Origin of the sequence: Mesorhizobium loti, from assembly GCA_014189435.1 — a bacterium.
Taxonomy (GTDB): Bacteria; Pseudomonadota; Alphaproteobacteria; order Rhizobiales; family Rhizobiaceae; genus Mesorhizobium; species Mesorhizobium loti_G.
Genome location: CP050293.1, coordinates 1,127,124 through 1,147,055, shown reverse-complemented (window position 1 = coordinate 1,147,055; position 19,932 = coordinate 1,127,124). Strand labels below are relative to the sequence as shown.

Here is a 19,932-nt window from a genome sequence, read left to right as displayed (position 1 = left end):
CTGGCCGGGGAAATGCGATCAAGGCGAAAACGCCGGTCGCAAACAGCAAACAACGAAAACAAACAGAGGAGAACGACATGAAACTGATCACCGCCGGCATTCTGGCCGGATTTCTCGCAACGACACTTCTGGCAACGACGGCAGCAAGGGCCGAGGACATGGTGTTCACTTCCTGGGGCGGGACGACCCAGGAAGCGCAGACCAAATCCTGGGCCGAACCGTTCACCGCCGCATCCGGCATCAAGGTCATGCAGGACGGTCCGACCGACTACGGCAAGCTGAAGGCGATGGTCGACGCCGGCAGCGTCAACTGGGATGTCGTCGACGTCGAGATGGATTTCGCCATCAAGGCGGCCAAGGATGGGCTGCTCGAGCCGATCGACTTCGCCGCCGTGCCGAAGGCCGATCTCGATCCGCGCTTCACCACCGATCATGCCGTCGGCAGCTTCTACTATTCCTTCGTGCTTGCCTGGAACAAGGGCGCCGTTTCGGGCGAACCGGCCGGCTGGGCCGACATGTTCGACACCAAGAAATTCCCGGGCAAGCGGACCTTCTACAAATGGTCGGCGCCCGGCGTCATCGAGATCGCGCTGCTCGCCGATGGCGTGCCGGCCGACAAGCTCTATCCGCTGGATCTCGACCGCGCCTTCAAGAAGCTCGATACCATCAAGTCGGACATCGTCTGGTGGGGCGGCGGCGCGGAGTCGCAGCAATTGATCGCGTCCGGCGAAGCGACCTTCGGCCAGCTGTGGAACGGCCGCGTCTTCGCGCTGGAGAAGGACGGCGCCGATGTCGGCGTCTCCTGGAACCAGAACCTGACCGCGGCCGACGTCCTGGTGGTGCCGAAGGGCGCCAAGAACAAGGACGCCGCGATGAAGTTCCTCGCCGCGGCGAGCAGCCCGGCCGGCCAGGCGAAGTTCGCCGAAGCCAGCGGCTATGCGCCCATCAACACCAAGGCCAAGGCCGAGATGCCCGCCGATGTGGTGAAGGGGCTGCCGGACGCCCATGTCGACGGACAGATCAACCTCGACATGAACTACTGGGCCGAGCACCGCGACGAGATCGCCACGCGCTGGTATGCCTGGCAGGCGAAATAAGCCTGCTCCTTGAACAGCAATCGACGAGGCGGCGCGCGCCGTCTCGTCCCGTAGCCCCCGGTCCGCTGCCATGTCGGTCGAAACACGCCAGAGCCTACCAGGATTTCGGATGCCGGCAGGCTTCAACGGCCTGCTGCCGGCGCTGGTCCTGATCGTGCTGTTCTTCGTCGTCCCGGTCCTCGCCCTGCTCTTGCGCAGCGTCACCGAGCCCGAGCCCGGCCTGCAGAACTACGCTGCACTGCTGGGTGACGGCACCTATGCGCGGGTGTTCTTCAACACTTTTCTGGTTGCCTCGGTGGTCACAGCAGTCACCGTCCTCGTCGCCTTTCCGGTTGCCTGGATGCTGGCGATCATGCCCTCGGCACTGGCCTCGATCGTCTTCGGCGTCATCATCCTGTCGATGTGGACCAATCTCCTGACCCGCACCTATGCCTGGATGGTGCTGCTGCAGCGCACCGGCGTCATCAACCGGACGCTGATGGCCACCGGGATCATCAACCAGCCGCTGCCGCTCATCAACAACCTCACCGGCGTCACCATCGGCATGGTCTACATCATGCTGCCCTTCATGATCCTGCCGCTGGTCGGCACGCTGCGCGCGATCGATCCGATGACGCTGCGCGCGGCGGCATTATGCGGCGCCAGTCCCTTCCAGGCCTTCCGCCGCATCCTGCTGCCGCTGTCGCTGCCCGGCATCGCCGCCGGCGGCCTGATGGTGTTCGTCATGTCGCTCGGCTACTTCGTCACACCGGCGCTGCTCGGCGGCACATCGAACATGATGCTGGCCGAAATGATCGCGCAGATGATCCAGTCACTGCTCAACTGGGGGCTGGGCAGTGCGGCCGCCTTCATCCTGCTTGTCGTCACCATGGCGCTCTACGCGCTGCAGCTACACCTCGTCGGCGCCAGGCGCATGAGTGGAGGCGCCTGAGATGCTGCTCGACTATGACCGCATGGGCTGGCTGAAAATTGCCCTGCTCGGCTTCACAGCACTGGTTGCCGGCTTTCTCCTGTTGCCGGTGGTCTTCATCGTCCTGCTCTCCTTCGGCTCGTCGCGCTGGCTGGCCTTTCCGCCGCCTGGCTGGACACTCAAATGGTATCAGGAACTGTTTGCCGATCCGGCCTGGCTCGACGCCGCGCTGACCAGCGCCAAAATCGCCACCATGACGGCGATCCTGTCCGTGGTGATCGGCCTTCTCGCTTCCTTCGCTTTGGTTCGCGGCAGTTTCCGGGGGCGTGAGATCCTGCGCGGCCTGCTGCTGACGCCGATGGTGCTGCCCGTCGTCGTCTTCGCTATCGCCATCTACGCCTTCTTCCTGCGCCTTGGCCTCGGCGGCACCACGATCGGCTTTGTCATCGCCCACACTGTGCTGGCCCTGCCCTTCGCCATCATCCCGATCGCCACGGCGCTGGAAGGCTTCGACAAGTCGATCGAGGACGCGGCCATCGTCTGCGGCGCCAGCCCGCTCGAGGCCAGGCTCAGGATCACCTTGCCGTCGATCCGCATCGGCATCTTTTCCGCCGCGATCTTTTCCTTCCTTGCCTCCTGGGACGAAGTCGTGGTGGCGATCTTCATGGCGAGCCCCAGCCTACAAACCCTGCCCGTCAAGATCTGGGGCAGCCTGCGCTCGGATCTGAGCCCGGTGATCGCCGCCGCCTCCAGCCTGCTGGTCGGGCTGACGCTGGCCCTGATGGTGGTGACGGCGCTGCTGCAGCGAAAGGTCAAGACATGACCCAGCCCTTCCTCTCCATCCGCAATCTGCGCAAGGCGTTCGGCGCCATCACCGCCGTGCACGACGTCACCCTCGATATACCCAAAGGCGAGTTCCTGACCTTCCTCGGGCCTTCAGGCTCGGGAAAGTCGACGACGCTCTACGCCATCGCCGGCTTTCAGGATCCGAGTTCCGGCAATGTCGAGCTGGAAGGAAAGTCGCTGCTTGCAGTGCCTTCGCACAAGCGCAACATCGGCATGGTCTTCCAGCGCTACACGCTGTTTCCGCACCTGACTGTGGCCGAGAACGTCGCCTTCCCGCTGCGGGTTCGCCGCCGGCCGGAGGCCGAGGTGAAGAAGAAGGTCGCCGACATGCTGGCCCTGGTGCGGCTGGAAAGCTTCGCCCAGCGCTTGCCGGGCGCCCTGTCCGGCGGCCAGCAGCAACGCGTGGCACTGGCCCGGGCGCTGGCCTACGATCCGCCGATCCTTTTGATGGACGAGCCGCTGTCGGCGCTCGACAAGAAATTGCGCGAGGAAATCCAGGGCGAGATCCGCCGCATCCATCGCGCGACCGGTGTCACCATCCTCTACGTCACCCACGACCAGGAGGAAGCGCTGCATCTGTCGGACCGGATCGCGCTGTTTAGGGACGGCCGCATCGAGCAGACCGGCAGCGGCGAAGACCTGTATCTGCGGCCGGCCACCGATTTCGTCGCCGGCTTCATCGGCAATTCGAACTTCCTCGCCGCCGAACATCTCGCCACCAAGGATGGCACGGCAACGATCCGGCTGGCCGACGGTTCGGTCGTCGCCGGCGTCAGGGCCAACGGCACGTTCGGCAACGGCCAGAAGACCAGGCTGATGATCCGGCCGGAAGCTTTTGGCATGGAGCGGAGCCCGGCGAGCGCGGAGCTCAACGTCGAGATCGTCGATGTCGCCTTCTATGGCGAGCGCCGGCGCATCGTCGCGCGTACCGCGGGTGGCGAGGGGGTCGACATCAGGCCGACTTCCGCCGCCATGCAGGCGCAGGACCTGACGCCTTGCAGCCGGCAGGTCTTTTTCGATCCGGCGGCGGCGTTCCTGTTTCCCGCCTGACGTGCCGGTTGATTGATTGGCTGGAGCGGATCGGAGCGGCCTGGAAGGCACTGACGCCGGACGGCCAGACCGCGATGATGAAGGCCTGCGAAGACGAGGCCAAGGACGCCAAGAGGCATCGCCGTGGCCACCCTGTCAAGCTGTGGCCAAGAACGTTTTGGTGAACCTCGCCAAACCGGACCGTCTCCTCTCCGGCACCGTCCCATTCTGGTCATGTTGCACTGCGATAGATTTGTTGCGTTGCGACATCAGCCCGCCCGGCCGACATTGGCAACGGGTCGGGCTTACACGAAGGAGCCTCCGTGGCAGCATCGTTCCGGCCGGACATACAGGGATTGCGCGCGCTCGCCGTCGGCGGCGTCGTCGCCTACCATTTCGGCCTCACAGCACTCCCCGGCGGCTTTGCCGGCGTCGACATCTTCTTCGTCATCTCCGGCTGGCTGATCACAACCCACCTCATGCAGGAGATCGGCGACACCGGCCGGCTCGATCTCTGGCGCTTCTATGCCAGGCGCGCCCGGCGGCTTTTGCCGGCAGCCTTGTTCGTCATCCTGGCGACGCTGGCCGCCGGCTATTTCATCCTGGCGCCGCAGGAGCAGGCGCTCTATTCGCGCGGCGCCATGTTCGCGTCCGCCTATGCCATCAATCTGTGGCTGCTGCGCTGGTCGTTCGACTATTTCGCCGCTGATGCCACCGCCAATCCCTTCATCCACTTCTGGTCGCTGTCGGTGGAGGAGCAGTTCTATCTGGCCTGGCCAGCGCTGCTTTTGCTGGCTGCCTGGCTGCGTCCGGGCCGGCGCATGGCCGTGGCGGTGATCGGCGTCGCCGGCCTCGCCTCCTTCGCCGCCTGCCTGTGGCTGACCAGCGCAGCACCGGCGTGGGCCTTCTATTTCTCGCCGCTGCGCGCCTGGGAGTTCGCCGCCGGCGGCCTGGCGACCCTGGCCCCAATGGCTGTCCTGCAGCACCGCGCCTGGCTGCGGCCAGTCCTTGGCTGGCTCGGCCTGGCGCTGATCGCGGCGGCCTATCTCTGGCTGAGCGAAGACCTGCCCTTCCCCGGCTGGTATGCGCTGCTGCCGGTGGCCGGCACCGTGCTGGTGCTGCTGAGCGGCGTGGGCCCAGAGCAGACCAAGGGGCGGACCGGCAGGCCAGCCCTTGGCCCAACCGCCGCTCTGTCGCTGCCGCCTTTGCAATGGATCGGCATGCTCTCCTATTCGCTCTATCTCTGGCACTGGCCGGTCATCGTCTATGCCGGGATGCTGGCACCGGATCTCACCGTGCCGCAGCGCCTTGGCTGCGGCGTGCTGGCGCTGGCGCTGTCGGCGTTCACCTATCACCTCATCGAGAACCCGGCGCGGCGCGGCGCCTGGCTGACGGCTGGCGTCCGCGCCTTTCCTGCAATTGCCCTGGCTCCCGCCGTTGCCCTGACGGGTGCCGGCGTGGCGGTCGCCTATGCCAATGCACATCTGGCCCAGCACAACATCGGCCCCGAGCAGCGCGGCATCGAGCAGGCGGCCGAAAAACCCTCCATCGCGCGCGCGCTCGACAAGAGTTGCCTGGCCGACTTCCAAACGGTGACGCCAAAACCCTGCACGTTCGGCGCGGCGGATGCCGCCCACACCATCGTGCTGTTCGGCGATTCGCATGCCGACCACTGGTCGACGCCGCTGATCGAAGCGGCCAGGCGCAACGACACCAAGGTGGTCACCTACCTCAAATCATCATGCCGCGCCTCGCGGCTCTCCACCTTCAACACCGTGCTGAAGCGCGACTACACCGAATGCGACGCCTGGCGCGAGCAGGCCATATCAGAGATCATCCGCGCCAAGCCACGCCTGGTGGTGATCTCGGAATTCTCCATCGGCAATCTAACGCGCGACATGCCCGCCGCCGGCCGCAAGGCCGAGACCACGCGCTGGCAGGCAGGCCTGCGCTCGACCTTGCAGGCCTTCAGCCGGGCCGGCGTCGAGACGGCCGTCATCCGCGACACGCCGATCAACGCCAGCTTCGCCGACTCTTGCGTGGCGCGCGCTTTGTGGTGGCGCGAAGCACCCTCGCCGCACTGCGACACGCCAAGGGCCGAAGCCGCCAACGACAGCACCGCCGCCACCGAGCGCGCAGTGGTGACAAGCGTGCCCGACACGCTCTATGTCGACCTCACCAACCACTTCTGCGGCCCGACATCCTGCCACGTCGTCATCGGCGGCAAACTGGCGTTTCGTGACAGGCATCATCTGGCGACGGCCTTTGCCGAGACACTGGAGGGGCCGTTGGAGCGGGCGCTGTTTTAGAGAATTTCCTCGATGGATGAGTAATTGGGGGACCACAAGCTGGCTCCCATTCCATGCCGGCAGACTGCTTTTACGACATCTGTGCAAACTCAAGATGAACCTCGTGCAGGTTCAATTGATAAATGGGCCAAAATGGCCAAAAGTGCACTATGATTCGGATAGAGAACTAGCCATGCCCAGCATGTCCGCCAAGGAAGCCAAATACGGTTTCGGGCAATTGATCGATCTCGCGCGAGCGAAACCAGTCGTGGTTGAAAAGCATGGTCGCTCGGTCGTAGTCGTGCTGGCCATCGAGGAATACAAACGGCTTCGCGAAACCGGCAATTTGACCTCCGCACCTATGGATGCTGAGCGTTAGGCCTATCGCGAAGCGGAGAAGAATGTGTGGCATGAGTAACGACGACATCAATCGGATTCCGAATGAGGAGAGCGCCGACTGACAATGCCCGTTCCCGCGCAGCCCAAGATCTATCACATCGTTCATGTCGACAATCTTGCGTCGATCGTGAAGGATGGGTTTCTCTGGCCAGACGCAGTGATGGTGAAACGGCAAGGTGCGGCTGTCATCGGCAACAATGAGATCAAGATGGACCGGCTTCACCTTCCGGTGGACTGCCATGCGGGAACATGCGTTGGCGATTACGTCCCCCTTCTACCTCTGCCCGCGTTCGGTGATGCTCTATGTGATTTCCAGGCGCAACAGTCCCAACGTCGCCTATCGCGATGGGCAAGGACCAGTGGTGCACCTGATGGCAGACATGCGCGAAGTGGTGGAGTGGGCGTCGGAGGTCGACAGGAAGTGGGCCTTCACCGACATCAACGCGGCCAACCGAGCTGCCGACTTCTATGACGATCTGGCGCGGCTCGATCAATTGAACTGGGACGCGATTGCCACGAGGCAGTGGATGTCCTGCCGCGACCACAAGATGGCGGAATTTCTGATGCATGAAGGCTTTCCATGGAAACTGATCCGTGGGATCGGCGTGCAGTCGGAAAAGATCGGTGCCCGAGCCATGGCCGCATTCGGTGCAAACACGCATCGTCCGCCTGTCAAAGTAAAGCAGGACTGGTACTATTGAGAGAGAGATGGCGATGATCGAATTCAGGACCGGCGACATCTTGAGGGCGGACGCGGAAGCGCTCGTCAATACGGTCAACTGCGTCGGCATCATGGGCCGCGGTATTGCCCTTCAGTTCAAGAATGATTTTCCGGAGAACTTCAAGGCTTACGAGGCCGCTTGCGTGCGCGAAGAAGTGCAGCCAGGCAAGATGTTCGTCTTCGAAACCCGAACACTGACCAACCCGAAATTCATCATCAATTTCCCGACGAAGCGCCACTGGCGTGGCAAAAGCCGAATGGAGGATATCGACTCCGGACTCAAAGCCCTTGTCGAGGAGATTCGCAAGCGAGGCATCCATTCGATTGCCATCCCGCCACTCGGCAGCGGCCTCGGTGGGCTAAAATGGAGCGACGTGCGTCCGCGCATCGAGGATGCGTTACGCGGCATCAGCGATCTGAATGTCATCGTTTATGAGCCAACCAGCGCGCCCGTCACCACAAAGTCGCGCGAAGTGCCAAACATGACGGCAGGTCGCGCCGCGCTCGTCGTTCTGATGCACAGATATTTGGGCGGGTTGATGGACCCGTTCGTGACACTGCTCGAAGTCCACAAACTCATGTATTTCATGCAGGAAGCAGGCGAACCCCTTCGCCTTCAGTACACTAAAGCTCCTTACGGTCCATACGCCGAGAATCTGCGGCACGTCTTGCGTTCGGTCGAGGGCCACCTCGTTTCCGGTTACGCCGATGGCGGCGACGCACCCGACAAGCAGATTGAGTTGGTTCCAGGCGCCGTGAAGGACGCCGAGGCATTCCTTGCAGAACAGCGTGAGACGGTCGCCCGCTTTGATCGTGTTGGAGAACTTGTAGAAGGTTTCGAGACGCCTTTCGGCCTTGAACTACTTGCAACCGTTCATTGGGTCGTTAGGAACGAAAAAGCGGGAAGCGCTGAGGATGCGACGGCGAAGGTCCATACGTGGAGCGAGCGCAAGAAACACTTCTCGCGGCGGCAGATCGGAATCGCCTTCGAGACACTTCGCGCGAAGGGGTGGTTAGCGGCTGTATGACGACAGAGACCTCAGAGAAGGGACTCAAGGCTCATTAACGCGTTCCATCACACCACGAAGATCGGCAAAACCGTTCTGCGTGTCCCACCCCTCACCTCCTCATCATCATCCCATAATGCACCGCCAACAGATCCAGCCCGACCTTCAGCAGCTTCGTCACCACATCGCGCCCCTCGCCCGTCTGCTCCGCGACGCCCTTGATCGACCCTTCCGCGCAGCAGACTTGTCGCACCACGGCGGCCACCTCCCAATGGCCTAGCGCCCTGGTGGCGGCGGCGTGCGCGCGGCCGGCGTCCAGCACGCTGTCGGCGATGCCGCCGCCGTGGCGGCCGCCGTCGACGCGCTCGCTCCAGCGCATCGGCTTGACATCAGCCTGCTGGCTGCAGCGGAAATCCTCGCGGTAGCGCAGGCCGGCTTCGCGCTGCTGGCGCGACAGCGAGGTGATGCCGATGAGCGGGTCGATCGTGCGTACCCGCACGATGCCGCCGGTGGATGTAAAGCCGTCATTCGACACCTCGTAGACGCGCCTCGCTTCAGACGTGCCGGCGGCCAGCCGCTTGCGGCCGAAGGCGTCGTCCCTGAGCGCGAAATCATGGCCGACCTCGCGGCGGATGCGCACCTGTTCGGCCTCACCCTTCGGCAGCTTCGGGGCCTGGGGTTTTGCGGGTTTGGTTTTCCTGGGCATGGGGTGGGGTCCTCGGTTGGGGTGTTGGTGATGGCGTGTTGGGTTGGGGTGGGAGGCTGGCAAGGTGGCGATCCTTCGCGCCCCCCTCTGCCCTGCCGGGCATCTCCCCCACGAGGGGGAGATTGGCAGCTTTGCCCTCGCCGCCCTTCCTGTCACGTTGGCGATTGGCGAAAGCGGCAAGGCATCCGATCTCCCCCCATGTGGGGGAGATGGCCGGCAGGCCAGAGGGGGGCGCTGTCCCGCCGACCTATCAATGAAATCGTCGCCTCTTCGCCGCTGCAAGAGCATCGTTGCAACCCCGCATCCAGGCCAATGGAACCAGCGCGAATTTTCGACGTTATGCGGCGTCCACGGACACGGGAGAGATGCCGATGACAGCCTTCATGCCGGTTACCCTGCGCTTTTGCGACAACACAACCATGCTGGTCGCCTCGGTGGCCGAGGCCGCCAGGGCGCTGAGCCAGCAATGGCCCGACAAGACAGCACCCGGCTATATCGAAGCGGCCCGACTGGTTGCGCTCGCCGTCGACGGCACCTGCGCCCAGCGCATCGCCTTCGAGGCCCTCACCAAGGCGGCCAGGCAACAAAACATGGTGGTGGCGAAGCCCAAAAGCCGCGCTCATGGCTGGCTGGACGCCGTGGCCGGTTCGTGACAGGCGCGCGCCGGCCGAAAAATTGATGCAACCGCCCGCCGGCGCGACGCGTTTAGGAAGGCGGTAGGTAGAGCCGCGCGCAGAGCGAAGGTGAACGCCGTGGGTACGATGAAGACCGGAGTACCGCTCAAGATAGAGATGGACGGGCAGATCGAAGAGATCGACAGCGTCAGCGACGCCGCCGATTTCTTGCAGCGCTGGCCGCTCGAGCGACGCGGCCATGTCTACCGCAGCGCGCTCAGCGCCTGCAGTGCGGCAATCGCCGCGCAGATTTCCGAAGCCGACGCCATAAAAGTGTTCACCGGCTTTGCCCGTGTGTCCGACATACTGGTGGCCGAAAGCGGGCCGGCCATGACGCTCGAGGCCAGGACCGTGCAAAGCCGCATGCCCAAACAGGGCCGGCAGGCGCCGAAATAGGGTTGCGGTGGTTTTGTTTCGGGCTGCATGCATGACACGTCCTCGTGGCTATTCATTCGCCTTCGTATCGCGCGCTGCGCCAGCGCAGCAGGCGAAGGGCTAGGCGTCGCCGCTGACGCCCCCCTCTCCCCGTCTCTAGACGGGGAGAGGGTAAGGGTGAGGGGCAGCGCCAACGCTTCGGCAAGTGGCTTCAAAATCCTTCCGGCGTGGGCCATCGCGAGACTAGCCACGTCAGCGCCGCCCCTCATCCGCCTGCCGGCACCTTCTCCCCGCATCGAGACGGGAGAAGGAATGCCTCACCCCGCTTCGAAAACTCGCCTCTGGAAGCGTGCCTGGTGGTAGGTGCAATAGCTTTTCAGCGCCCTGGTGCGCATGCCGCAGCACAGCATGTCGGCGCCCGGCCGGCTGCCTGGAGCGTCGTTCTCGGGGTCTTCTTCCAGCGTCAGGTCCAGCGGCGCGCGGCAGCGCCCAAACAGACAGTCGATGAAGCGCATCGCCACGCCATGCGGCTGGCGGCCGACGGGCGTGCGCGGCAACACCGGGACTTTGAAACGATAGGCCTCGCCATCTGCGATCAGCACGCCCACTTCACGCACGAACAGGCGCGGCGGCAGCCAGGCCGGCGAAGGGTCGCGCTTGGTGGCCGCCTTGCGCATGCCGGTGACAGTGAGCATGGCGTCGATCCTGCCGGCGGCCGGCCTGGCGCTCGCCTTACCCTGCGCCGGCACGCCGTTCGCCCGCTTGCACACCGTACGCTTGCGGGCACCCCGCTTGGCGCTGACAGGCGTCCCCTTGCCGTTGGCAAAGCCGATCGCGCCCAGCATCGCGTTGCGGTGCACGATGCCGATAATGGCATTGCGCGACACCGGGCTGCCGCGCAACGCGCTGAACGCGGCGGCAATCCTGGAGGCGGAAAGCCCCTCCTTCAGCCAGCGGGCGATCTCCTGCAATTCCGCGCCGGTATAGCTTTCCATGTCCAGGCTCCATCCAAGGTTCTGCCTTCGGCCGCGCGCCGTCGGGCAAGCGTCAGGCCGGGTGGCCGGGCAGTCAGGGTTGTGTGGTTCGAGGGCCGGCAGGCGCCGGCTCAGCCGGGGCGGGTTTGCAGCCCGGCCAGTTCAACGAAGCGCGAAAGCCGCTCCTCGGCCGTCTTTCTGTCGGGCGCGGAAACCGCCCTGCCCGTCCGCCTGTCGAACAGGATGACGATGCCGTCTTCGGTGCGGATGCATGACCGGGCAGGCAAGCCGGCGCCATGCCGATCGAATTGGGGCCGATCGAATTGGGGGCCGGAGCCGCTGGGAGCGGCGGCTCCGGCCGTTCCGGTCGCCGGGGATGGGCGGACCGGACCCGGGGCTGGTGCCTTGAAGCACTGAGCCTCGGGCTTCACCCCGGCCGGGGAGGAGGACGGCCGGAGCGGAAGGGAATGGGTGGCGGCCTTTGCCGCCGGATGCGCCTCGCGTGAGGCGGGCGCCCTTGCGCCTTCAAAGCTGGACAGGTTTTGCATGACCATATATAAGCATAACTCAAAAATAGATGCAAGCCATTCTTTCATAGACGAGAGCCGCTTTCATCGCTCACATGGGCGCCATGGCAAAAACGGAACTGTCGATCAAGGTCGGGGCGGCGATCCGCAAGGCGCGCAAGCAGCGCGGCCTGGTCATGCGCCACATTGCCGAGCACAACGACACCGATGTCGCCGCCGTCGGCAATTGGGAAACCGGCCGCAATCTGCCCAAGACCGAGAACCTCCTGAAGACCGCCGCCTTCCTGCGCGTCGATCCGGTGGCGCTCGGCCAAGGGCAGGTCGTCTTCCTCGACGATGCCGGACCGGTCGCCGACGCCGAGATCGTCACCGATGCCGGTCCGCTGCCCGCCGGGTCGATGGATATCGAGGTGCTGGGCGCGGCCGTCGGCGGCGACGATGGCGATTTCACATTCAATGGCGAGCCGGCAGGTTATGTCCAGCGCCCACCGGGCGTGCGCAGCCTGCCAAAGGTCTTCGCGCTGCACGTGCTCTCGGATTCCATGGTGCCGCGCTACGAGCCTGGCGACCTGATCTACTGCGGCGGCCGCGACGCCGTGCCCGGCGACCATGTGGTGATCGAGACGTTTCCGGAAGAAAACGAGCGCAACGGCAAGGCCTTCATCAAGAAGCTGGTCAAACGAACCGCCGCCGAGCTGGTCGTCGAGCAATACAATCCGCCGAAGACGCTGACCTTCAACCGCTACGCGATAAAGCATGTCTGGCGGGTGATTCCGCTGAAGGAATTGCTGGGGTATTGAAGAGCGCTGCTTCCCTTCTCCCCTTGTTGTGGGAGAAGGTGGATCGGCGCGCCAGCGCCGAGACGGATGAGAGGTGCGTGACGGAATGAGGCGCAGAAGATCTTGCGCTCTTCACCTCGTTAAAACCACCTCAAGATGCACCACGGTGTGACGTCGGCGTTCCCTGGAACACCCCTCATCCGTCTTGGCGCTGCGCGCCAATCCACCTTCTCCCACTTTCCCGATACTGCGCAACGGGCCCACAAGGGGAGAAGGCGGAACCCACCCCCTTCAAGCTCGCCGCGACCCCTCCAGCGGCACTTCGCGGTCATTCAGCATCTGCGCTTCGCTGCGCACGCGCTGGCGTTCGTCGATGAACGCCGCCTGGATCGTGACGGTCGCGCCCGGTAGGCCATCGGCACGGCAGGCCGAGCAGACGATGCGGCCTGACAAGGCGGCCAACGGCGTATTGCCCGTTACCCCGAACCGCTTCAGCTGATCGGGCCGCCACCACCGGTTGCGGCCGCAATCGGCGCACTCGACCGAGATCGAGACGACATGCGCGATCACTGCTTCCTTGCCCGGCAACGCCATCGCCCCTCCCTCTCTTTTGTTCCTGATTTGTTCACATATTCCTGTGTTTCGCGCCGGGAGTCGAGTCGCAGTTTTCAAACACGCCCAAAAGTTTTTCTTCTACCAATTTTTGAGTTATGCTTACATAATCTTGCAAATGTGAGTCGGGGCGCGCGAACGCGCCGCCGCGTCGAGCCGGGAGTGACGATGGACGCCGCCGATTTCGCCCGCGCCTGCGGTTACACCGGCGACAGCCCTGCCTTGCTTGAAGCCTTCGAGGCGATCCGCCGCAACGGCATCCACCACGCCCGCCTGGATCATTTCCGGCGCAAGGCTGTCATCGACGAGCTGAAACAGTCGCAGGCGCTGTTCCTGGCGGCGATCGCCCCGGCGCTGTCAGCCGAGGAAGCCATCGAGGACGCAGCCCGCTTCGTCGCCTGCTGGCGCAACATGCCGCGCTGGCGCCAGGAGCGGCGCCTGCCCGACCTTGTCAGGGCCAAGCAGCAGCGGCTCGTGGCGCGCTACTTCCGCCGCCATGGCCACAGGCTCTGGGCAAGGGAAGCGGCGTGAGGGCTGGACCAGCCTTTTGCGGGTTCCATCAGCCATTTTTTCTTTCTAGACTGCATCCGGGTGGCTGATCGTTCGACGTGCATAGTTTGGAATGTTCAAGACTGCCCGCTCGTTCTCTCACGATGCCACCCGCCCCAGCCTTTCTGGCGAAGCATGATTGTTTTGCAAGGAATGGTGTGGGCTCTCCTGTCGATGACAGAGCGAGGCGCCCCCCCTCTGTCCTACCGGACATCTCCCCCACACGGGGGGAGATTGGATGTCATGACTGCTTTCGCCAATTTTCAACGTTGAAGGGAAAGCGGCGAGGACGAAGCTGCCAATCTCCCCCCTCGTGGGGGAGATGTCCGGCAGGACAGAGGGGGGTGCCTGGGCGCGGACCTCTCTCCCCTCACCTTCTCACCCGCGACTTCAGCCACCGATCAAATGCCACCGCCAGGATCAGAATGAGCCCAATGACGATACTTTGCGTGTAGGACGACACATTGTTGAATTGCAGTCCGTTCTGCAGCACGCCGATGAGCGCTGCGCCCACCACCGTGCCGCCGACCGAGCCGATGCCGCCGAACAGCGAGGTGCCGCCGATGACGACGGCCGAAATGACAGTCAGCTCGTAGCCGATGCCGGCCACCGCTTCCGAGGAGTTGAGCCGTGCCGACAGCACGAAGGCCGCAAGCCCGGCGAAGAAGCCGACGATGACATAGACCGAGACCAGGATGCGGTCGACGCGCAGGCCCGACAGCCGTGCCGCTTCGGCATTGCCGCCGACGGCATAGACGGCGCGGCCATAGCGTGTGTAGCGCAGCACGATGTGGCACAGGATGGCGGCCACCGCGAAGATCAGCGCCGGCACCGGCACCGGGCCGATCAGCCCGGTGCCGAACCAACGCATCGAGGCGTCGAAGCCCGAGATCGGGCCGCCATTGGAGATGGTCAGCGTCAATCCGCGAAACACCGTCAGCCCGCCCAGCGTGACGACGAAGGGCGGCACTTTCAGCCGCGTGATGACAAGCCCCTGCACACCGCCGGCGGCAGCGCCGACCACGACGGCGGCCAAAAGGGCAGCAAACCAGCCGAACCCTTGCGTTCCGGAGGTCGACAGCGACAGCGTGTTGGCGGTGCCGCCCTTGGCCACCACGGCGGCGACCATGCCGCAGAAGGCGAGTAGCGAGCCGACCGACAGGTCGATGCCGGCGGTGAGGATGACGAAGGTCATGCCGAGCGCGATCAGCCCGGTGATCGAGATCTGCCTTGTGATGTTGAACAGGTTGATCGGGTCCATGAAGCTCGGCTTCAGCACCGTGAAGACGACGATCAGCGCCACCAGGAACAGCAGCGGTCCAAAGCTCATCAGCAGCCGCGCGAAATTGATGCCGCCGCGCTGGTCCTGTTCCCCGGCCACGCTCATGGTGTCTCCTTGCGGTCGAGTGCCATCAGTTCCATCAGTCTTTCCTCGTTTGCCTCGACGCCCGGCATCTGGCCGGTGATGCGTCCGCGGCGCATGGTGACGATGCGGTCCGACACCGCCAGCACCTCGGGCAGTTCGGACGAGATCATCATCACCGCAATGCCGCGTGCCGCAAGCTGCACCAGGATCTGGTGTACTTCCGTCTTGGCGCCGACATCGACGCCGCGCGTCGGCTCGTCGACGATCAGCACCTTAGGATCGCGCGCCAGCCAGCGCGCCAGGATCACCTTTTGCTGGTTGCCGCCGGACAGGCCCTCTATCGCCTGCTCGGCGGAGGCCATGCGGATCGACAGCATTTTCCTGAAGCCGGCGAGCGCATCGCGCTCGCGCCGTTCGGCCATGAAGCCGAAGCCGTTGCTGAAGCTGCCCAGCGAAGCGACGGAAAAATTCGGCAGGATACCCAACGCGGCAAAGATCGCTTGGTGCTTGCGGTCCTCCGGCACAAGGCCGATGCCGAGCGCAATGGCATCGGCGGGCGATGCGGGGGCGATTTGTTTGCCGTCGAGCATGATGGTTCCGGCAGCGATCCGGTCGGCGCCGAAGATGGCGCGTGCCAGTTCCGTGCGGCCCGAGCCGACGAGACCGGCAACGCCGAGGATTTCACCAGCCTTGAGGTCGATGTCGACGCCGTCGAGCACGATGGCGTGCGGCGCCTCCGGGTCGCGCACGGTGCGCAAGCCGCGCACCGACAGCACGACATCGCCGGCCACCGCGCGCTGCGCCGGCCGCGCATAGAGTTCGGACGCGGCACGCCCGACCATCTTCTCGATGATTTTCGGCAGTGCGATCGGTCCGCCCTCGCGGTCGAGATGGCCGGCAAGCCTGCCGTCGCGCAGCACCGTCATGCGGTCGCAGATGGCGGAGGCCTCTTCCAGCCGGTGGGTGACGAACATGATGGCGACCTTGTCCTTGCGCAGCCGGTCCATGATCGACAGCAGCCGCTGCACCTCGGTTTCGGTCAGCGCCGAGGTCGGCTCGTCCATGATGATCAGCCGGCTTTTCAGCGACAGCGCGCGCGCGATCTCGACCAGCTGCTGTTCGGCGACAGACAGTGCCGACACCGGCGTCATCGGATCGATGGAGAGGCCGACGCGGGCGATGATCGCGCGGGACTCTTGCTCCATGCGCCTCCAACTCACCAGCCCGAGCGGACCGACCGGCGCGCGGCCTATAAAAATATTCTCCGCCACCGTCAGCGTCGGGATCAGGCTGAGCTCCTGGTAGATGGTGACGATGCCGAGCCGCTTGGCATCCTGCGGGCTGGACGGGTGATAGTCGGCACCGTCGAAAATGATATGCCCGCTCGACGGCGGCATGACGCCCGACAGGATCTTCAGCAGCGTCGATTTGCCGGCGCCGTTTTCACCAAGCAGGCCGAGGATTTCGCCGGGTCGGATGTCGAGCGAAACGTCGCTCAGCGCCGTCACGCCGGCGAAATGCTTGGTGATGCCCTCGACGGCAAGCAGGACGGGTGATGGCGATGCGGCTTCAGCTGGCAAGGGTTGCTCCCGGATTGCGGCAGGCCGCGGGATAGCGCCCCCCTCTGTCCTGCCGGACATCTCCCCCACGCGGGGGAGATTGGACCACACGCCGGCCTTCGCCAATCTCAAACGTTGCAAGAAAGGCGTGGTCAAAGAAGCTGCCGATCTCCCCCCTCGTGGGGGAGATGTCCGGCAGGACAGAGGGGGGCGCGACGGAACGCGACCTCCACCCGTCATGCGCCCAGCTTTCACAACCTACTTCGTCTCGCCAATCCGCTCCGCCTTCTCCAGATTGTCCTTGCCGATGACGATCGGCGTCAGCAGCACCAGCTTCTCCTTCGGCTCCGTCTTGTCCTTGGCAAAGGCGACCGCGATGCGAACCGCCGTGCGCGACTGCTCGCCGGGGAACTGCTCCACGGTGCCGGCAAGCTTGCCGTCGCGGATAGCGACCAGAGCTTCCGGCAGCGCGTCGAAGCCGTAGATCTTCACATCGGTGAAGTTGCGCGCCGCGCAGGCTTCCATGGCGCCCAGCGCCATGTCGTCATTGGCGCAAACGATGGCGTCCGGCTTGCCGTTGGCGGCAAGGCCGGCCTCGGTCACCGATAGCGCTTCGGCGCGGGCGAAGTTGGCGGTCTGCTCGAAGACGATCTGGTACTTGTCCTTCAAGGGATCGAGCACATTGTGCACGCCCTTGTTGCGGTCGATCGCCGGGCCGGCACCGGGCTGGCCCTGCAGATGGAACAGCTTGGCGCCATTGGGGAACGCCGCCACCACGGCGTTGGCCTCCGCCTCGCCGCCCTTCACATTGTCGGCGCCGACATGGGCGAGGATGCCCTCGACGCCGTCGACGCGGCGGTCGATCGTCACCACGGGAACGCCTGCCTTGACAGCTTCCTCGATGGCCGGCGCCAGCGCGTTGACGTCGAGCGGCGAGATGACGATGGCGTTGACCTTCTGCACCAGGGCGGCCTCGATGTCGGCGGTCTGCTTGGTCGCCGAGTTCTGGCCGTCGCTTTCGGTCAGATTGACGCCTTGCGTGGCGGCTTCCGCCTTGATCTCGTTCAGCATGTGCACGAAGAACGGAAAGCCGAGACTGGGCACCGAGCCCAGTATGGTGAGCTTGTCCTCGGCGAACGCCGAAGGTGCGGCCAGCATCATCGCGCTCGCGGCCACGGACGTCATCAGGAATTCACGTCTGTTCATGGTTGATCCTCCTCCACAAGAACGCACGCCCCGGAAACCGGGACGGTTTCAGGAAGGATCATGCGTCGGTTCAAAGTGTTGGAGCATCCTCCTTGCGCGGGACAGCGCATGCCGCTCCAGCTGATCGCCGTTGCAAAAACTGCCTCCCATCGGCATCAGCAAATGGATGCTAACCCAGGGTCAACCATTTGTGCAACATCGATATAACAGAGCTGCCGGGCAAATTATCGGAATTGTCGGATTTTTGGATTGCGGGCACGGGCGTCACTACCGGAGGCTTCCCGTCCTGCTCACGGACGGCGTCGTGTGGCCGTCGCGTGCGGCTCGCTGACATGCGGGCGCCAGCCGTGGACCCGGTCCCGCCCGGCGGCCTTGGCGCCGTAGAGTGCCTCATCGGCACGCCTGAGCAGATCGGCAATCTCGATCGCGGCTCCGGGACCAAAAGTCCCCACCCCAATGCTGACCGTGACGATGCCTTTTTCGCTGCCGGCGTGTGCAAGCTTGAGGTCGCGAACCTTGCCTCTGAGGTTCTCGGCGATCACGAATGCGCCGCGCGCATCGGTTTCAGGCAGGATGAGCGCGAACTCCTCGCCCCCATAGCGGGCGGCCGCATCGGCTGGCCGCCGGGCCGTGGCCTTGATGCAGCCGCTTACGGCGCGCAGGCATTCGTCACCGGCCGGGTGGCCGTAATGATCGTTGAACCGCTTGAACCAGTCGACGTCGATGATCAGCAGGCTGAGTGGCGCCATGCTCCGCTTGCCGCGTGCGTATTCGCGCGCCAGCGCTTCATCGAAGGCCCGGCGCGTCAGCAGTTCGGTCAGGCCGTCACGGTTGGCCAGCAGGTTCAGCTTCTCGTTGGCCGCCATCAACTCAGCCTCGACATGCTTGGCCTCGGTGATGTCGGAATAGACGCTGAGGCTGCCGCCACTGCTGGTCGGCCTCGTCCTGACGTCGAGCCAGCGCCCGTCGGAAAGCCTGATCTCCTGGCGGTTGCTGGGGCGCCTCCGCGACGCCACAATGCCGCCGATCCAATCCTCGATCCTGTCCGGCGGCACGGCCTGTTCGCCGCGCGTGGCCGAGATGCGCAGGATATCGCGATAATCGGCGCCGGGCACGCGGATGTCGGCCGTCTGCGGAAACATGGCAATGTACTGGGCGTTGCTGAGCACCAGCTTGCCATCCTCGTCGAACATCACCAGGCCGTCGGCCATATGCGTCAGGGCGTCCGCTAGTCGGACCCGGCTTTCAGCCAGTTCGTCCTCCAGTTGCTTGCGCGTGGTGATGTCGCGATTGTGCGTGATCAGCCCGACGATGGTTCCGCTCTGATCCCGGAACGGCGCTTTCAGTGTCGACAGCCAGCCGTCGGGTCCGTCTTCGTGATGAAGGCGCTGCTCGATGGTGGAGGGTACGCCCGCCGCGAGAATGGCGAGCTCGTCCTCATGAAATTTCCGGGCGGTTTCCTGCGGATAGAAATCGAAGTCGCTCTTGCCGATCAGCGCCTTGGCATCCACGGCCCGCATCAGCCTTGCGGTGGCCGGATTTGCGGCGATGAACCGGCCCTCCAGATCCTTGACATTGAGGCAATCGGGCAGCGCCTCGACGACCGCCTTGTAGATGCGCCGCGATTGCAGTGCCTCAATGCGGCGGCGTTCCTGGTAGAGCGCAAGCCCCGACAGCATGATCGAAAGAAAGATCAGCAGCGACGTCGGCAGCGCCACTTGCGGCAGCACCGCCTGCATGATCTCCCGTGGCAGGGCGAGCAGGCCGAGCAGCGAGCTGGTGGCGGCCGTTGCGGCCAGGATCAGGATGTCGACGCGGCCGGGCGCGCGGCCGCGCAGGGCGATATGGCCGGCAATGCCGATCAAGGTAGCGATCGAGATCCCCATGGTGCCGGCGAACACGCCGATGCCGCCTTCATGGAAACGGAACGCAACGGCGGCCAGCCCGGCGATGACACAGGCCACGGGACCGCCGAAGAAGCCCGCCAGCGCGATCATCGTGCCGCGCAGATCGACGAAGAGGCCAGGCTGCAACTGCATCGGCGTCAGCATCAGGGTAACGGCGCCGGCGCCCATCAGCAGGCCGAAAGCCGTCGCCCGCGTCAAAGCCGCCCTGCGGTCCAGCCACACATGGGTGTGGATCCAGACGGAAACGAACATCGCTACAACGGCGAGATTGGCCAGCAATTCGGACCAGGGTGAACCCATGCTTCACGCGTCCATTGGTGCGTCGGCCACAGGCGACGCGGCCCTTGTGGATACGCCCCGCAAGAAAACAAAGGGTTACGGCGCGGGTTTGCATTGTTCCC

General features: G+C 64.4%; 19 protein-coding genes and 1 pseudogene. 12 read left to right on the top strand and 8 right to left on the bottom strand.

Annotated features, from left to right (window positions below):
- The first annotated feature begins 77 nt into the window (after window positions 1-77).
- The 8 genes and pseudogenes from HB777_05565 to HB777_05530 all read left to right on the top strand — a co-directional run bounded on the left by HB777_05565 (window position 78) and on the right by HB777_05530 (window position 8,318).
- Window positions 78-1,097 (top strand): ABC transporter substrate-binding protein, encoded by a 1,020-nt coding sequence (locus tag HB777_05565; GenBank protein ID QND63428.1) that lies wholly within the window; start codon window positions 78-80, stop codon window positions 1,095-1,097.
- A 70-nt stretch (window positions 1,098-1,167) separates the two neighbouring features.
- Window positions 1,168-2,028, top strand: a complete 861-nt coding sequence (locus HB777_05560; protein QND63427.1) for an ABC transporter permease — start codon at window positions 1,168-1,170, stop codon at window positions 2,026-2,028.
- 1 nt (window position 2,029) lies between these two features.
- Complete coding sequence (locus tag HB777_05555) at window positions 2,030-2,830, top strand: ABC transporter permease (protein QND63426.1); 801 nt, start codon at window positions 2,030-2,032, stop codon at window positions 2,828-2,830.
- A complete protein-coding gene (locus tag HB777_05550) occupies window positions 2,827-3,903 on the top strand; it encodes an ABC transporter ATP-binding protein (protein QND63425.1) in 1,077 nt (358 codons plus the stop codon). Before HB777_05555 ends, HB777_05550 begins: the two co-directional genes overlap by 4 nt.
- A gap of 302 nt (window positions 3,904-4,205) precedes the next feature.
- Entirely contained in the window at window positions 4,206-6,191 is a 1,986-nt protein-coding gene (locus HB777_05545; GenBank protein ID QND63424.1) for an acyltransferase, read from the top strand.
- Window positions 6,192-6,363: 172 nt separating this feature from the next.
- Window positions 6,364-6,549: a type II toxin-antitoxin system Phd/YefM family antitoxin gene (locus tag HB777_05540; GenBank protein QND68667.1), complete on the top strand. Its 186-nt coding sequence runs from the start codon at window positions 6,364-6,366 to the stop codon at window positions 6,547-6,549.
- A gap of 84 nt (window positions 6,550-6,633) precedes the next feature.
- Window positions 6,634-7,270: pseudogene (locus tag HB777_05535) on the top strand (DUF4433 domain-containing protein).
- Window positions 7,271-7,283: 13 nt separating this feature from the next.
- Entirely contained in the window at window positions 7,284-8,318 is a 1,035-nt protein-coding gene (locus HB777_05530; protein QND68666.1) for a macro domain-containing protein, read from the top strand.
- 91 nt (window positions 8,319-8,409) lie between these two features.
- Here HB777_05530 and HB777_05525 read toward each other — a convergent pair whose 3' ends face one another.
- Window positions 8,410-9,003: a hypothetical protein gene (locus HB777_05525; GenBank protein ID QND63423.1), complete on the bottom strand. Its 594-nt coding sequence runs from the start codon at window positions 9,001-9,003 to the stop codon at window positions 8,410-8,412.
- 371 nt (window positions 9,004-9,374) lie between these two features.
- Between HB777_05525 and HB777_05520 the strand changes: the two genes are divergently transcribed.
- Both HB777_05520 and HB777_05515 read left to right on the top strand, forming a co-directional pair.
- The gene (locus HB777_05520; GenBank protein QND63422.1) at window positions 9,375-9,656 is read left to right on the top strand and encodes a DUF982 domain-containing protein; all 282 of its coding nucleotides are present in this window, start codon (window positions 9,375-9,377) and stop codon (window positions 9,654-9,656) included.
- 108 nt (window positions 9,657-9,764) lie between these two features.
- Window positions 9,765-10,073: a DUF982 domain-containing protein gene (locus HB777_05515; protein QND68665.1), complete on the top strand. Its 309-nt coding sequence runs from the start codon at window positions 9,765-9,767 to the stop codon at window positions 10,071-10,073.
- A 296-nt stretch (window positions 10,074-10,369) separates the two neighbouring features.
- Here the strand turns inward: HB777_05515 and HB777_05510 are convergent, their stop codons facing one another.
- Both HB777_05510 and HB777_05505 read right to left on the bottom strand, forming a co-directional pair.
- Complete coding sequence (locus HB777_05510; protein QND63421.1) at window positions 10,370-11,047, bottom strand: GcrA cell cycle regulator; 678 nt, start codon at window positions 11,045-11,047, stop codon at window positions 10,370-10,372.
- A 110-nt stretch (window positions 11,048-11,157) separates the two neighbouring features.
- On the bottom strand, window positions 11,158-11,574 hold the full coding sequence (locus HB777_05505; protein QND68664.1) for a hypothetical protein: 417 nt from the start codon (window positions 11,572-11,574) through the stop codon (window positions 11,158-11,160).
- A 74-nt stretch (window positions 11,575-11,648) separates the two neighbouring features.
- Between HB777_05505 and HB777_05500 the strand changes: the two genes are divergently transcribed.
- Entirely contained in the window at window positions 11,649-12,353 is a 705-nt protein-coding gene (locus tag HB777_05500; GenBank protein ID QND63420.1) for a helix-turn-helix transcriptional regulator, read from the top strand.
- 270 nt (window positions 12,354-12,623) lie between these two features.
- On the opposite strand, the gene HB777_05495 is transcribed toward HB777_05500, so the two are convergent.
- Entirely contained in the window at window positions 12,624-12,926 is a 303-nt protein-coding gene (locus tag HB777_05495) for a hypothetical protein (GenBank protein ID QND63419.1), read from the bottom strand.
- Window positions 12,927-13,112: 186 nt separating this feature from the next.
- On the opposite strand from HB777_05495, the gene HB777_05490 reads away from it, so the two are divergent.
- The gene (locus tag HB777_05490; GenBank protein ID QND63418.1) at window positions 13,113-13,475 is read left to right on the top strand and encodes a hypothetical protein; all 363 of its coding nucleotides are present in this window, start codon (window positions 13,113-13,115) and stop codon (window positions 13,473-13,475) included.
- A gap of 388 nt (window positions 13,476-13,863) precedes the next feature.
- On the opposite strand, the gene HB777_05485 is transcribed toward HB777_05490, so the two are convergent.
- The 4 genes from HB777_05485 to HB777_05470 form a co-directional block, all read right to left on the bottom strand.
- Window positions 13,864-14,880: an ABC transporter permease gene (locus HB777_05485; protein QND63417.1), complete on the bottom strand. Its 1,017-nt coding sequence runs from the start codon at window positions 14,878-14,880 to the stop codon at window positions 13,864-13,866.
- Entirely contained in the window at window positions 14,877-16,439 is a 1,563-nt protein-coding gene (locus tag HB777_05480; protein QND63416.1) for a sugar ABC transporter ATP-binding protein, read from the bottom strand. The genes HB777_05485 and HB777_05480 overlap by 4 nt, the downstream gene beginning before the upstream one ends.
- Before the next feature lie 237 nt (window positions 16,440-16,676).
- On the bottom strand, window positions 16,677-17,624 hold the full coding sequence (locus tag HB777_05475) for a substrate-binding domain-containing protein (GenBank protein ID QND63415.1): 948 nt from the start codon (window positions 17,622-17,624) through the stop codon (window positions 16,677-16,679).
- A gap of 290 nt (window positions 17,625-17,914) precedes the next feature.
- Window positions 17,915-19,831, bottom strand: coding sequence for a diguanylate cyclase (locus HB777_05470; protein QND63414.1), 1,917 nt, complete (start codon window positions 19,829-19,831; stop codon window positions 17,915-17,917).
- Window positions 19,832-19,932 lie beyond the last annotated feature (101 nt).

Bases quoted from the DNA above. Each gene is read 5' to 3' on its own strand.
- HB777_05505 (QND68664.1), bottom strand. From the start codon at position 11,574: ATGCAAAACCTGTCCAGCTTTGAAGGCGCAAGGGCGCCCGCCTCACGC.
- HB777_05530 (QND68666.1), top strand. From the start codon at position 7,284: ATGATCGAATTCAGGACCGGCGACATCTTGAGGGCGGACGCGGAAGCG.
- HB777_05540 (QND68667.1), top strand. From the start codon at position 6,364: ATGCCCAGCATGTCCGCCAAGGAAGCCAAATACGGTTTCGGGCAATTG.
- HB777_05555 (QND63426.1), top strand. From the start codon at position 2,030: ATGCTGCTCGACTATGACCGCATGGGCTGGCTGAAAATTGCCCTGCTC.
- HB777_05470 (QND63414.1), bottom strand. From the start codon at position 19,831: ATGGGTTCACCCTGGTCCGAATTGCTGGCCAATCTCGCCGTTGTAGCG.
- HB777_05490 (QND63418.1), top strand. From the start codon at position 13,113: ATGGACGCCGCCGATTTCGCCCGCGCCTGCGGTTACACCGGCGACAGC.
- HB777_05500 (QND63420.1), top strand. From the start codon at position 11,649: ATGGGCGCCATGGCAAAAACGGAACTGTCGATCAAGGTCGGGGCGGCG.
- HB777_05520 (QND63422.1), top strand. From the start codon at position 9,375: ATGACAGCCTTCATGCCGGTTACCCTGCGCTTTTGCGACAACACAACC.
- HB777_05475 (QND63415.1), bottom strand. From the start codon at position 17,624: ATGAACAGACGTGAATTCCTGATGACGTCCGTGGCCGCGAGCGCGATG.
- HB777_05525 (QND63423.1), bottom strand. From the start codon at position 9,003: ATGCCCAGGAAAACCAAACCCGCAAAACCCCAGGCCCCGAAGCTGCCG.
- HB777_05550 (QND63425.1), top strand. From the start codon at position 2,827: ATGACCCAGCCCTTCCTCTCCATCCGCAATCTGCGCAAGGCGTTCGGC.
- HB777_05485 (QND63417.1), bottom strand. From the start codon at position 14,880: ATGAGCGTGGCCGGGGAACAGGACCAGCGCGGCGGCATCAATTTCGCG.
- HB777_05495 (QND63419.1), bottom strand. From the start codon at position 12,926: ATGGCGTTGCCGGGCAAGGAAGCAGTGATCGCGCATGTCGTCTCGATC.
- HB777_05560 (QND63427.1), top strand. From the start codon at position 1,168: ATGTCGGTCGAAACACGCCAGAGCCTACCAGGATTTCGGATGCCGGCA.
- HB777_05565 (QND63428.1), top strand. From the start codon at position 78: ATGAAACTGATCACCGCCGGCATTCTGGCCGGATTTCTCGCAACGACA.
- HB777_05510 (QND63421.1), bottom strand. From the start codon at position 11,047: ATGGAAAGCTATACCGGCGCGGAATTGCAGGAGATCGCCCGCTGGCTG.
- HB777_05515 (QND68665.1), top strand. From the start codon at position 9,765: ATGAAGACCGGAGTACCGCTCAAGATAGAGATGGACGGGCAGATCGAA.